This window comes from Roseateles amylovorans (assembly GCF_025398155.2).
Lineage (GTDB): Bacteria > Pseudomonadota > Gammaproteobacteria > Burkholderiales > Burkholderiaceae_C > Roseateles > Roseateles amylovorans.
Map to the genome: position 1 here is coordinate 2,193,422 of NZ_CP104562.2, position 12,620 is coordinate 2,206,041.

Consider the following 12,620-nt stretch of genomic DNA (forward strand, 5'->3'; position numbering starts at 1 on the left):
GCGCAACCCGCGTACCCCGCTGGGACGGGGGCGGTCCCCTGGTCCCGTCGATCGTGAACCTTCGCCGTTGACGCCGCTTCCCTCACGGGCCGCACCGCCTGGCCCACAGCGCTGGCTGCGATTCGCTCAGCGCCTGACGCCCTCGGACAAGGCCTGTTCGATGAATTGCTTGGACGCCTTCGGCTTGGGCACCCGCACGCTGAACCAGCGTCGGACGTCCTGCTCCAGGCCGATGCCGTGCATGAAGTTGTAGAGCGCCTTCTTCAGCGCCTCGCCCATGGCGTCGTGGTCGGTGCCGGTGGGATCGATGAAGCCCACATCGTTCTTGGCGAAGGGCGACGGCGGCAGCGGCACCAGTTCAACCCCGAACGCCGCGGGATCCTTGCCCACCGGGGAATGCACCGTGCAGGCGAAGCGATGGAAGAACCCGCTCTGGATGCAGCCGTTTTCGAACAGCTGACGGACATACTCGAGCGCATCCACCGTGTCCTGCACCGTCTGGGTCGGGAAGCCGTACATCAGGTAGGCATGCACCAGAATGCCGGCGTCGGTGAAGGCCCGGGTGACCCGCGCCACCTGCTCCACCGACACGCCCTTCTGCATCAGCGTCAGCAGCCGGTCCGACGCCACTTCCAGGCCGCCGCTGATGGCGATGCAGCCGCTGTCGGCCAGCAACTGGCAGAGCTCGGGGGAAAAGGTCTTCTCGAAGCGCACATTGCCCCACCAGCTGATGGAGACACCGCGGTCGATCAATTCCTGCGCCAGCGCCCGCAGCACCTTGGGCGGTGCGGCTTCATCGACGAAGTGGAATCCGGTCTGACCGGTTTCCGCGACGATGGTTTCGATGCGGTCGACCAGCGTTTTCGCCGAGGCCGCCTCATAGCGTGAGATGTAGTCCAGCGTGATGTCGCAGAAGCTGCACTTCTTCCAATAGCAGCCATGCGCGATGGTCAGCTTGTTCCAGCGGCCGTCGCTCCACAGGCGATTCATCGGGTTCAGCATGTCCAGCAGCGACAGGTAGTCGCGCAGCGGCAGGCCGTCCCAGGTGGGCGTGCCGACATCCTCGAAGGGCACGTCCGGCTCGATGAAGTTGATGTAGCGGACCTGCCCCGCCAGCTCGCCCTCTGACTCGCGCACGAAGCAGCGCACCAGGCGCTGCCGGCTGCGTCGGCCGGCGAGATGGTCCAGCAGCGCCAGCAGCGGGCGCTCGCCGGCGTCCAGGGTCACGAAGTCCACATAGTCGAACAGCCGCGCTTCGGTCAGGTCGCGCAGTTCGGTGTTGACGAAGCCACCGCCCAGCACCACCTGCACGCCGGGCCGGGTGCGCTTGATCGTCTGGCCGATGCGCAGCGCCGCATAGACCGCCCCCGGGAAGGGCACCGACAGCAGCACCACATCGGGCTGCTCCGCCGCCAGGGCCTCCAGCGTCAGCGCTTCCAGCAGGTCGTCGACCAGGTTGGTCGGCGCCTGCAGCGCGTCGTGCAGCGGGTCGAAGGTGGGCTGGCTGGTGGCCAGCTGTTCCGCATAACGGACGAATTCAAAGCGCGGGTCCACCGATTCCCGCAGCACATCGGCCAGGTCGTTCAGGTAGAGCGTGGCCAGGTGACGGGCCCGGTCCTGCAGTCCCAGCGCGCCGAAGGCCCAGGCGAGCGGATCCTCGCCGTCCTCGGCCACATAGACCTCCAGCGACTCGAAGCGCTTGCCCTCGGGCAGGAAGCTGCGGGAGTTGATGCGGTGCGCCAGCGTGGGGTCGCGGCCCTGCAGGAAGGCGATGGTGGGTCCGATGGTCGCCAGGTAGCGATCGAAGGATTCATCAAACAGGCGCGAGGCCAGGCCGCGATCCGGCAGCGCGATGGCCTGCACTGCGGCGCGGATGCGTTGAAGTCCGTCGCGCGAAAACAGCCGCAGCACCAGGGCCAGCGCCAGATCGCGCTGCGCTGCAGGAAGACCGCGGGAACGCAGGAAGCCGGTCAGGTAGGCGGTGGACGGGTAGGGGGTGTTGAGCTGCGTCATCGGCGGGATGAGCGACAGCACACGCAACGGGACTTCGGACGGACGGGCGGACATGCGGCAACTGTAGGAGCAAAAAACAAACCCGGCGTGAGCCGGGTTTGTTTGGGATCGACTCACCGGACCGCCATGCGGCGGCCGGGGGCGATCGTCAGCCTGAAGAAGTGGATTACTTCTTGGCGGCCTTCTTGGCAGCGGCCGGCTTGGCAGCAGCCTTGGCAGCCGGCTTGGCGGCAGCCTTGCGGGCAGCAGCCTTCGGATCCACGGCGGCCTTGAAGCCAGCGCCGGGGGTGAACTTCGGCAGCTTGGCCGCAGCGATCTTGATCTTGTCGCCGGTGCTGGGGTTCACGCCCGTACGAGCGGCACGCGAGTGCTGCTTGAAGGAGCCGAAGCCGGGGATGGACACGGCGCCGCCCTTTTTCACCGTGGTGACCACGGCGTCCAGCAGGGTTTCCAGGATGCGGCCGGATTCGGCCTTGGTCAGCTCATGCTTGGAAGCCAGGTGTTCGATCAGTTCGGTCTTGTTCATTCGATTGGACTCTTGCAAGTTAAGCCCGGCGCAGTGCCGGACGGCGCGTATTGTGCGCGAGAAATCGCTGGGTGATCCTCGGGTTGCCCCGCAAAAGACCGATGAAATCGCACATCCGGGGGCAGGTCTTGAGAGATGTCCCTGTTGATCGGGGCTTGCGGGCATCCTGTGAGCGATTGAAACCGTGTTGTGCGGGCACCATTTGGCGCGGCGATGTCAGCGGAGCTTCAGTTCTGACGTGTGCGGGTCGCCTAGGGTGGGGTCTGGGTTTGGCCGCGCCTTGTCGCGCTTTGCCGTCGCGCTTCGCCGCCGCAATGTGCCGCCGCAATCTGCCGGCCTTCGGTTCGGGCAGCGCGAGGCCTTGCGTTCAAGGTGCCCAGGCCCGCTTCGACCGGTTCAGGGTTTTCGGCTTGCCCGCGCGAGGCAATCTGGCCGCCGATCGTCACGACACCAGCAGCCGATGCACCAAGTCCGGCGTGCTGGCCGCGCCGTATTTCTTCATCAGCCGCGCCCGGTAAACATCGATGGTGCGCGGGCTCACGCCCAGCCGCTTGCCGATCAGCTTGCTGGTCAGGCCCTCGATCAGCAGCGCGGCGATCTCGCGCTCACGCGCGGTCAGGTCGGCCTTGAGCTGGCGATGCGCGGACAGGTCCTCGAAGCTCCAGATGCCACTCGCATGCGGCCGCGCCGGATCCAGCGCGCGGCCCGACACATGGCACCAGAACAGCTCCCCCGCGCGCGGCCCGGCCACACGCTTCATCACCCGCTCGTCGGCGTAATAGCCGTTGGCATCCAGCGCGGCCACGATGCGATCGCCCGTGCGCTGGAATTCCGCCGGCGACGGATAGAGCAGCTCAAAGCTCTGATCGATCAACTGCTCCCGCTCCGCCCCGAACATCGCCAGCACCTGCCGATTGCAGTCCTTGATCAACCGGTTCTCGGAGATCACCAGGCCGATCGGGGCCTGCTCGAAGGCGGTGCGGTAGTCCAGCGGCATGGGCAGAAGCGGCGTGGGCCGTGAAGAGGTTGGAGAAGGTTGGAGGAGCTTGAATGCGCTCGGAGGAGCTTGGAGGGCTTGGACGAGGTCGACGCAGGACCAGCGAGATCGGATCAGGTTGGATGCGCGCCGGATCCGAGCCGGATCCGATCCGGACGCGGTCGGAAAGCCCGCCTCCCCGACGCGGGGGATCGATGCCCCGCATCGCCTCAGCAGGCATGGCGCCCCCGGTCCGGCTTAGTTAATTCTACGTAGCCGCTACTTAAGCGCTTACGTAGTACGCTTCCCGCCGATTGGCAGCGCATCAGGAGACTCCCCATGAACAAGCTTTTCCCCAGTGCCCATGCGGCATTGGAGGGCATCGTCCAGAACGGACAACTGCTCGCCGTCGGCGGCTTCGGACTCTGCGGCATCCCGGAGGCGCTCATCGCCGCCCTTCGCGATTCCGGCGTCAAGCAACTGACCGTGATCTCGAACAACGCTGGTGTCGACGGATTCGGCCTCGGCCAACTGCTCGAAACCCGACAGATCCGCAAAATGATCTCCAGCTATGTTGGCGAAAACAAGGAGTTCGAACGGCAGTATCTGGCCGGTGAACTCGAACTCGAATTCACGCCCCAAGGCACCCTGGCCGAAAAACTCCGCGCCGGCGGCGCCGGCATCCCCGCCTTCTTCACCCGCACCGGCGTCGGAACACTGGTCGCCGAAGGCAAGGAAATCCGCAGCTTCGACGGCCACGACTACGTGATGGAACGCGCCCTCAACCCCGATGTCGCCCTCGTCAAAGCCCACGTGGCCGACAAAAGCGGCAACCTGATCTTCCGGCGCACCGCCCGCAACTTCAATCCCGCCTGCGCCATGGCCGGCAAAGTCACCATCGTGGAAGTCGAAGAAATCGTCAACGTCGGCGACCTCGACCCCGACGCCATCCACCTCCCAGGGATCTACGTGCATCGCATCGTGCACAACCCCCATCCCGAAAAGCGCATCGAAAAGCGCACCACCCGGCCCGCCGCCTGAGGAGACCCACCATGCCCTGGACCCAAGACCAGATGGCGGCACGCGCCGCCCAGGAACTCGAAGACGGCTTCTATGTGAACCTCGGGATCGGCATCCCGACGCTGGTGGCCAACTTCGTGCCCGCCGACAAGGAAGTCTGGCTTCAAAGCGAAAACGGAATGCTCGGCATCGGGCCGTTTCCCACCGACGATGAAGTCGATGCCGACCTCATCAACGCCGGTAAACAAACCGTCACCACCATTCCCGGCTCCTCCATCTTCGGCAGCCACGACAGCTTCGCCATGATCCGCGGTGGAAAAATCAACCTCTCCATCCTCGGCGCCATGCAGGTCAGCGAGCGAGGAGACCTCGCTAATTGGATGATCCCCGGGAAAATGGTCAAAGGCATGGGAGGGGCCATGGACCTCGTGGCCGGGGTCCGGCGGGTGATCGTTCTGATGGAACACGTCGCCAAGAAGAAGGACGGGTCCGAAGACCTCAAAATCATCCCCAACTGCACCCTGCCGTTGACCGGCGTCGGCGTCGTCAATCGCATCATCACCGACCTGGCGGTGCTCGATGTCACGCCCCGCGGGATTGAGGTGGTGGAGCTGGCGCCAGGGGTGTCCAAAGAGTTCTTGCAGAGCAAGACCGGGGTGACCTTGGTTTGATCGCCCTCGGGCGGGGGGCTCTTTAGCGGCGTCCCGGCTTTCCCTAGGTCAGGGGAAGGGCGCTCTTCCATCCCCCTGCGCGCACTCGATACAGCCCGCCGGGGTTTCGGCCCGGCAGCCGAGTCCCTTTCTGGCGCCCCAGAAAGGAACCAAAGAACGCCTCCCTCCCGGCGAGCTTGCTCGCTGTCATCCCCCCGTCGCTCGTCACTCCGCTCCGAGACTCCTCCAGCCCTGCTACTAGAACCCCCACCACTCGCTGACGCTACCCACCCCTCGCTGCGAACGCTTGCCCGCTTTCGCGGGACGCGCCAACCATTCAACGCAGTCCTCCCACCGTCACCGACACTCGCCCTAAGCGGGGCTCGTCCGCGCCACATCCCAACCCCTCCGTCGCCTCGCCGCGAAAGCTTGCCTGCTTGTCTGCTTGCCTGCTTGCCCGCGCTTGCCCGCTAGCGCGGGACGCGCCAACCATTCAACGCGGTCCTCCCACCGTCACCGACACTCGCCCTCGGCGGGGCTCGTCCATCGACTTACCCGCTCGTCCGTCGCCTCGCAACGGGTCCATAGGGTGATTGGCAGCGCGGTAGCGCCGCCGGCAAGCCGCAGGCCTAGCGGAGATCGCAGCAGGGCCTGGAGTGCATAGTTCACGCGCTGACACATTGTTTCCGGGACTTGCACCTGTTGTACAGATGACGCTGCATGTCACCGACAAAGACGACACCATCCGGCATCCGCAGCATCCAGCCACGTGCCGAGATGAATTCGAGTGCCATCGCCTCCCGCTTCAACGCCCCCTCCGCCATCCCCACCACGGACAGCGCAGCGAGCACCGCCATCACGGCTCCCGTCACGGCTTCCCCCAGGATGACCGAGGACGCCAGCAGCCCGGCAGCCGCGCTCAGCGCCGCCAGCACCGCCGGCGCCGTGCTGTCGGCCGCAGCCCTGCTGGCCGCTTGCGGCGGCGGTAGCAGCACAGACAGCGGTTCGGATTCAGATCCACAGAACGCCCTGCCCGCCAATGACGGCGAGGCCGCTCGGTTCCTGGCACAGGCCGGATTCGCCGCCAGCACGACCGACGTCGCCACAGTGAAATCCGTCGGCTATGGGCGCTGGCTGGACATGCAGTTCAACGCCAGTCGCAGCCAAACCCATTACGACTGGCTCGTGGCCAAAGGCTATTCCGCAGAGACCTATCGCAACAGCCTCGCCGGGGTGGACGCCACCCTCTGGCGCAAACTCATCGGCTCGTCCGATCAGTTGCGCCAACGCGTGGTGCTGGCCCTGTCGGAAATCTTCGTGGTGTCGATGAACGGCCTGCCCGTGAGCTGGCCCGGCTTCGCAGTGGCTGGCTATGTCGACATGCTGGAAGAACGCTGCTTCGGCACCTTTCGCAATCTGCTGGAAGGCGTGACGCTGTCGCCCGCCATGGGCGTCTACCTCGCCATGCGCGGCAACCGCAAGGAAGATCCTCGCTCCGGTCGTCAGCCCGATGAGAACTACGCCCGCGAGGTGATGCAGCTGTTCACCATCGGTTTGAATCAGCTCAACCCCGATGGCTCGCCCAAGACCAACGGCGGAAAAACCATCGATACCTACACCCTCGCGCAGATCAGCGAGGTCGCCCGGGTGTTCACCGGCTGGGATTTCGATACGACCGCGCCCAGCGGTGCCGATCCCAGCTACATGCGCCGTCCCATGGTGCACACCGCCAGCCGCTTCTCCACCGGCGTGAAGAAGGTGCTGGACACCACCATCCCCGAAAGCGCCGACGGCCCCGCCGCCATGAAGGCCGCCCTCGATACGCTGGCCAACCATCCCAATGTCGGCCCGTTCATCGGTCGCCAACTGATTCAGCGACTGGTCTGCTCCAACCCCAGCGGCGCCTATGTGCAACGCGTGGCCACCGCGTTCAACGACAACGGGCAGGGCGTGCGCGGCGACATGAAGGCGGTGATCCGCGCCGTGCTGCTGGACAGCGAGGCCCGCACCCCCTCCGCCAACCCCGGCGGCGGCAAGTTGCGCGAACCGGTGCAGCGGCTGATCCAGTGGGCCCGCACCGTGGGCATGAGCTCGCCCGGCGACCTCTGGGCCATCGGCGATTGCAGCAATCCGGCGTCGCGCCTGGGCCAGAGCCCGATGCGCAGCGGCTCGGTGTTCAATTTCTTCCGGCCAGGCTATGTGCCGCCCAATTCGCAGCTCGGGACCAACGGGGTCACCGCGCCGGAGTTCCAGCTCTGCAATGAAAGCACCGTCGCCGGTTATCTGAACTTCATGCAAGGCCTGGTGAACGCCGGCATCGGCGACATGAAGCCCGACTACACCGCCGACCTGGCCATCGCCGCCGACGCCACCGCCCTGGTCCAGCGCCACGCGCTGCTGCTGGGCGGCGGCACGGTGTCCGAAGCCACGATCACCACGATCACCACCGCCGTGGGCGCCATCGTGGCCACCACCGACGCCGGCAAGCTCAATCGCGTCAAAGCCTCCTGGCTGCTGATGCTGGCTTCCCCCGACTACCAGATCCAGAAGTAAGCGGAGCGCATCCCATGGCCCACGTCTCCCGTCTGGCGGCCCTGCGTCGCCGCGAATTCCTCAAGCGCGCCTCCGCCCTGTCCGTGGCCGGCACCGCCGCGCCCTGGGCGCTGCAGCTTGCCGCCATCAACGAGGCCGCCGCCGCCACCGCCCCTGGTGATTACAAGGCGCTGGTCTGTCTGTTCCTGTACGGCGGCAACGACCACGGCAACACCCTGGTGCCCTACGACGCGGCCAGCCACCAGCTCTACAGCACCATCCGCCAGACCTTGGCCACGCCCCGCGACCAGCTGGCTGCCACCGCGCTGACCCCCTCGGTCGCGCTGCCCGACGGCCGCCAGATGGCGCTCGCGCCCACGATGACCGGCCTCAAGCCGGTGTTCGACGCCGGTCGTCTGGCGGTGATGCTCAACATCGGCACGCTGATGCAGCCGACCACGCTGGCCCAGTACAAGGCCGGCAATGTGCCGCTGCCGCCGAAGCTGTTCTCCCACAACGACCAGCAAAGCCTGTGGCAGTCCTCCAATCCGGAAGGCGCGATCTCCGGCTGGGGCGGGCGCCTGGGCGATCAGTTCCTGTCCAGCAACGGCAATGCGACCTTCAGCTGCATCAACATCTCCGGCAACGCGGTCTACATGGCCGGCAAGCAGGCGGTGCAATACCAGATGAACAGTGGCGGCGCCGTGGCCATCAACGGCGTCACCCGCACCCTGTTCGGCTCGCAGGCCTGCAGCGATGCGCTGCGCACCCTGGTCACCGGCGAACGCAGCCACTGGATGGAGGCCGAGCTCAATCGCGTCACCGCGCGCTCGATCACCGCCCAATCCACCATCAGCAGCGCGTTGTCCAACATCACGCTGCAGACGCCGTTCGAGACCGGCTCGCTGGCAGCGCAGCTGCAGATGGTCGCCCGGCTGATCGGCGCCCGTCAGGCGCTGGGGGCCTCGCGCCAGGTGTTCTTCGTGTCGCTGGGCGGCTTCGACCTGCACGACCTGCTGGTGAATCAGCATCCCGGCCTGCTGGGATCGGTCGGCAATGCGATGGCCAGCTTCGATGCCGCGCTGCAGGAACTGGGCGTGGCGCAGAACGTCACCACCTTCACCGCCTCCGACTTCGGCCGCACGCTGAGCTCCAACGGCGATGGCTCCGATCACGGCTGGGGCAGCTATCACTTCGTGATGGGTGGCGCGGTCAAGGGCGGCCGCTTCTACGGCCAACTGCCGTCAGTCAGCGTCGGCGGACCGGACGACGTCGGCCAGGGCCGGCTGCTGCCGACCACCTCGGTCGACCAACTGGCCGCCACGCTCGCGCGCTGGATGGGCGTGAGCGCCACCGACCTGCCGCTGGTGCTGCCCGGCATCGTGAACTTCGACCAGAAAGACCTTGGCTTCATGACGGTCTGAGCGAGGCCCGCGGACCTTCGACCGCACCCGTACACCCCACGGATCAAGTTCGCGATTCGGCTTTCTGACGGCGGCGCGAACGCGGTGTGAGAAGTCGCACGCACGGGAAACTCCGGCGGGGCGAAAGCGCTGAAAACGGCGGTTTTCAGCGCGACGGAACGCGGCCGTGTCGAGGTCGAAAACCACGGTAACCGCCGATGTTGCCGGGCCTTTCCTCTGTTGCTGATTCAACGCTGATGCGGGTGGCGACGCTCTCTAGAGTGGCGGCCATTGCAGTACCCCGTCGTCCGCCGCCATGCTTCGATTCCCCTGGTCTTCCGCCGCCGTCACGGCTGCTGCCGCCGCATTGAGCGCCTGTGGCGGAGGCGGTGGCGGAGGTGCCGATGGCACCGCCAATCCCGCCGGAACACCAGCGCCAGGTGAGGTCGGCGCGCCCACGCCGGCGCCCGCGCCCCCACCGTCCGGCAGCAACGGCGGATCGACCGCGCCGGTGCCTGCACCCAACCCGGCGCCGACGCCATCGACCTCGCCCGCGGTGCCGGTGACCTATCCCTTGCCCAACGATGCCCAGGCGGCACGCTTTCTGGCGCAGGCCGGCTTCGCCGCCACGCCGGCGGACATCGCCACGCTGAAGGCCATCGGCTACAGCGGCTGGCTGGACCTGCAGTTCCTCGCGCCGCGCACTGAAAGCCGCTGGGACCGCATGGTGCGCGTGGGCCTGGGCGGCGAGTCCTACAAGTACAACGCCTGGAACGGCCTGGACGGCACCACCTGGTGCAAGCTGATCGGCTCGCCCGACCAATTGCGACAGCGCATGGTGCTGGCTCTGTCGGACCTGTTCATCGTGTCCACGCTCGGCATCAACTCGGCCTGGCGCACGATGACCATCGTGGCCTATGCGGACCTGCTGGAAGACCATGCCTTCGGCACCTTCCGCCAGTTGCTCGAGGCCGTGGCGCTGTCGCCCGCCATGGGCCAGTACCTGTCGATGCGCGGCAGCCGCAAGGAGGACGCCAAGACCGGTCGGCAGCCCGATGAAAACTTCGCCCGCGAGGTGATGCAGCTCTTCACCATCGGCCTGGTGCAACTGCAGCCGGATGGCACGCCGGTGATGTCGGGTGGTCGTCCGGTGGAGACCTATGACCTGACCCAGATCACCGAGCTGGCCCGGGTCTTCACCGGCTGGGATGTAGACAGCAGCAACCCGTCCGGCGCGGATCCCGGCTATCTGCGCCGGCCGATGGTCCACCTGGCCAGCCGCTTCTCGACCGGCGCCAAGTCGGTGCTGGGCACGAGCATCCCCGCCAGCGCCGATGGCCCGACCGCGATGCGCCTGGCGCTGGACACGCTGTGCAACCATCCGAATGTCGGCCCCTTCATCGGGCGGCAGTTGATCCAGCGCCTGGTGTGCTCGCATCCGAGCCCGGCCTATGTGCAGCGGGTGGCCGCCGTCTTCAATGACAACGGCCAGGGCCAGCGCGGTGACCTCAAGGCCGTGCTGCGCGCCATCCTGCTGGACATCGACGCTCGCCAGCCCAGTGGGACCGCTGCAGCGGGCAAGCTGCGCGAGCCGGTGCAGCGCTTCGTGCAGATGGCCCGCACCACCGGCATGGTGTCGGCGGGCGACATCTGGGCGGTGGGCGACACCAGCAATCCGGATACGCGGCTGGGGCAGTGCCCGTTCCGCGGGCCATCGGTGTTCGGCTTCTTCCGGCCCGGGTATGTGCCGCCGAATTCGGCGCTGGCCGCCAACGCCATCACCGCGCCGGAGTTCCAGCTCTGCAATGAGACGACGGTGGCCGGTTATCTCAACTTCATGCACAGCCTGCTGACCAACGGCATCGGCGACTTGAAGGCGGACTTCACCCCGGACCTGGCGCTGGTGGGCGACAGCCGGGCGATGGTGGCCCGTCAGGCCCTGCTGCTGGCGGGGGATGGCATCTCGGAGGCCACCCAGGCGCGCATCGCGGCGGCGCTCAACACCATCAATGTCTCGACCGACGCCGGCCAGCTCAACCGGGTCAAGGCCTCCTGGATGCTGCTGCTGTCCAGCCCCGAATATCAGATCCAGAAGTAAGGAATCGATCGTGGCCCATGTCTCCCGACTCGGCGCGCTCAAGCGCCGCGAGTTCCTCAAACGCGCCAGCGCCCTGTCGGTGGCCGGCACCGCCGCGCCCTGGGCGCTGCAGCTCGCCACCATCAATGACGCCGCTGCCGCCACGGTGGGCGGCAGCGACTACAAGGCGCTGGTCTGCGTGTTCCTCTACGGTGGCAACGACCACGCCAACACGGTGGTGCCGTTCGATGCCGCCAGCCATCAGTCCTACGCCGCCATTCGACAGACGCTCGCACTCTCGCGCGAGGCGCTGAGCGACACCGCGCTCAATCCCTCGGTTGCGCTGCCGGACAGCCGTCAGATGGCGCTGGCCCCCAGCCTGGCCGCGCTCAAGCCGGTGTTCGACCAGGGGCGCCTGGCGGTGATGCTCAACATCGGCACCCTGATGCAGCCGACCACCCTCGCGCAGTACCAGGCCGGCAGCGCGCTGCTTCCGCCCAAGCTGTTCTCCCACAACGACCAGCAGAGCCTGTGGCAGTCCTCCAATCCCGAGGGCGCGATCTCCGGCTGGGGCGGGCGCATGGGTGACCTGATGCTGGGCGGCAACGGCAACGCCACCTTCACTTGCGTGAACCTGTCGGGCAACTCGGTCTACCTGGCTGGCAACCAGGCCTTCCAGTACCAGATGGGCCTGAACGGGGCGACTGCCATCTACGGCACCAGCCGGCCGCTGTTCGGTTCACAGGCCTGCACCGACCTGATGCGCAGCCTGATCACCGACGAGCGCAGCCACTGGATGGAGGCCGAGCTCAACCGGGTGTCGGCGCGCTCCATGCAGGCGCAGTCGGTGGTCACCGGCGCGCTGTCGGGCATGACGCTGCAGACCGGCTTCGACGCCGGCAACCCGCTGGCACTGCAACTGCAGATGGTCGCCCGCATGATCGGGGTGCGCAGCGCGCTCGGGGCGTCGCGGCAGGTGTTCTTCGTGTCGCTGGGCGGCTTCGATCTGCACGACAACCTGATGTCGGTGCATCCGGCCTTGATGGGACAGCTGGGCGGCGCGATGGCCAGCTTCGACGCGGCGCTGCGCGAGCTCGGTGTGGCCGAGAAGGTCACCACCTTCACCGCCTCCGATTTCGGGCGCACGCTCAGCTCCAACGGTGATGGCTCCGACCACGGCTGGGGCTCCCACCACTTCGTGATGGGCGGCGCGGTGCGCGGTGGCCGCTTCTACGGGACCGCGCCGTCGGTGAGTGTGAACGGTCCGGATGATGTGGGGCAGGGCCGGCTGCTGCCGACCACCGCCGTCGATGAACTGGCCGCGACGCTGGCGCTGTGGATGGGGGTGTCACCGACCGATCTGCCTCGGGTGTTGCCGGGCGTGGGTCACTTCAACGCGCGCGATCTCGGGTTCATGGCCTAG

General features: G+C 66.9%; 10 protein-coding genes. 6 read left to right on the plus strand and 4 right to left on the minus strand.

The features are described 5' to 3' along the window. Window positions 1–126: 126 nt before the first annotated feature. The 3 genes from N4261_RS09425 to N4261_RS09435 all read right to left on the minus strand — a co-directional run bounded on the left by N4261_RS09425 (window position 127) and on the right by N4261_RS09435 (window position 3,536). The gene (locus N4261_RS09425) at window positions 127–2,067 is read right to left on the minus strand and encodes a B12-binding domain-containing radical SAM protein (protein WP_261759898.1); all 1,941 of its coding nucleotides are present in this window, start codon (window positions 2,065–2,067) and stop codon (window positions 127–129) included. Window positions 2,068–2,179: 112 nt separating this feature from the next. Further along, window positions 2,180–2,539, minus strand: a complete 360-nt coding sequence (locus tag N4261_RS09430) for an HU family DNA-binding protein (RefSeq protein ID WP_261759899.1) — start codon at window positions 2,537–2,539, stop codon at window positions 2,180–2,182. A gap of 442 nt (window positions 2,540–2,981) precedes the next feature. After that, a complete protein-coding gene (locus tag N4261_RS09435) occupies window positions 2,982–3,536 on the minus strand; it encodes a LuxR C-terminal-related transcriptional regulator (protein ID WP_261759900.1) in 555 nt (184 codons plus the stop codon). Between the two features lie 318 nt (window positions 3,537–3,854). Here N4261_RS09435 and N4261_RS09440 point away from each other — a divergent pair, with 318 nt between their 5' ends. Together N4261_RS09440 and N4261_RS09445 are read left to right on the plus strand one after the other, a co-directional pair. Next, the gene (locus N4261_RS09440) at window positions 3,855–4,556 is read left to right on the plus strand and encodes a CoA transferase subunit A (protein WP_261759901.1); all 702 of its coding nucleotides are present in this window, start codon (window positions 3,855–3,857) and stop codon (window positions 4,554–4,556) included. An 11-nt stretch (window positions 4,557–4,567) separates the two neighbouring features. Next, window positions 4,568–5,206: a 3-oxoacid CoA-transferase subunit B gene (locus tag N4261_RS09445; RefSeq protein ID WP_261759902.1), complete on the plus strand. Its 639-nt coding sequence runs from the start codon at window positions 4,568–4,570 to the stop codon at window positions 5,204–5,206. 644 nt (window positions 5,207–5,850) lie between these two features. Here N4261_RS09445 and N4261_RS09450 read toward each other — a convergent pair. Beyond that, window positions 5,851–6,042 (minus strand): hypothetical protein, encoded by a 192-nt coding sequence (locus tag N4261_RS09450; RefSeq protein ID WP_261759903.1) that lies wholly within the window; start codon window positions 6,040–6,042, stop codon window positions 5,851–5,853. A 28-nt stretch (window positions 6,043–6,070) separates the two neighbouring features. Here N4261_RS09450 and N4261_RS09455 point away from each other — a divergent pair, with 28 nt between their 5' ends. From N4261_RS09455 to N4261_RS09470, 4 genes are all read left to right on the plus strand, one after another. Then, on the plus strand, window positions 6,071–7,738 hold the full coding sequence (locus N4261_RS09455) for a DUF1800 domain-containing protein (RefSeq protein WP_261759904.1): 1,668 nt from the start codon (window positions 6,071–6,073) through the stop codon (window positions 7,736–7,738). 14 nt (window positions 7,739–7,752) lie between these two features. Further along, window positions 7,753–9,141: a DUF1501 domain-containing protein gene (locus tag N4261_RS09460; RefSeq protein ID WP_261759905.1), complete on the plus strand. Its 1,389-nt coding sequence runs from the start codon at window positions 7,753–7,755 to the stop codon at window positions 9,139–9,141. 295 nt (window positions 9,142–9,436) lie between these two features. Continuing rightward, complete coding sequence (locus tag N4261_RS09465; protein ID WP_261759906.1) at window positions 9,437–11,218, plus strand: DUF1800 domain-containing protein; 1,782 nt, start codon at window positions 9,437–9,439, stop codon at window positions 11,216–11,218. Between the two features lie 10 nt (window positions 11,219–11,228). Continuing rightward, on the plus strand, window positions 11,229–12,620 hold the full coding sequence (locus tag N4261_RS09470) for a DUF1501 domain-containing protein (RefSeq protein WP_261759907.1): 1,392 nt from the start codon (window positions 11,229–11,231) through the stop codon (window positions 12,618–12,620).

Excerpts from the sequence above, each read along its gene's own strand:
- N4261_RS09440 (WP_261759901.1), top strand. The coding sequence starts at position 3,855 with ATGAACAAGCTTTTCCCCAGTGCCCATGCGGCATTGGAGGGCATCGTC.
- N4261_RS09430 (WP_261759899.1), bottom strand. The coding sequence starts at position 2,539 with ATGAACAAGACCGAACTGATCGAACACCTGGCTTCCAAGCATGAGCTG.
- N4261_RS09460 (WP_261759905.1), top strand. The coding sequence starts at position 7,753 with ATGGCCCACGTCTCCCGTCTGGCGGCCCTGCGTCGCCGCGAATTCCTC.
- N4261_RS09450 (WP_261759903.1), bottom strand. The coding sequence starts at position 6,042 with ATGGCGGTGCTCGCTGCGCTGTCCGTGGTGGGGATGGCGGAGGGGGCG.
- N4261_RS09425 (WP_261759898.1), bottom strand. The coding sequence starts at position 2,067 with ATGTCCGCCCGTCCGTCCGAAGTCCCGTTGCGTGTGCTGTCGCTCATC.
- N4261_RS09435 (WP_261759900.1), bottom strand. The coding sequence starts at position 3,536 with ATGCCGCTGGACTACCGCACCGCCTTCGAGCAGGCCCCGATCGGCCTG.
- N4261_RS09445 (WP_261759902.1), top strand. The coding sequence starts at position 4,568 with ATGCCCTGGACCCAAGACCAGATGGCGGCACGCGCCGCCCAGGAACTC.
- N4261_RS09465 (WP_261759906.1), top strand. The coding sequence starts at position 9,437 with ATGCTTCGATTCCCCTGGTCTTCCGCCGCCGTCACGGCTGCTGCCGCC.
- N4261_RS09455 (WP_261759904.1), top strand. The coding sequence starts at position 6,071 with ATGACCGAGGACGCCAGCAGCCCGGCAGCCGCGCTCAGCGCCGCCAGC.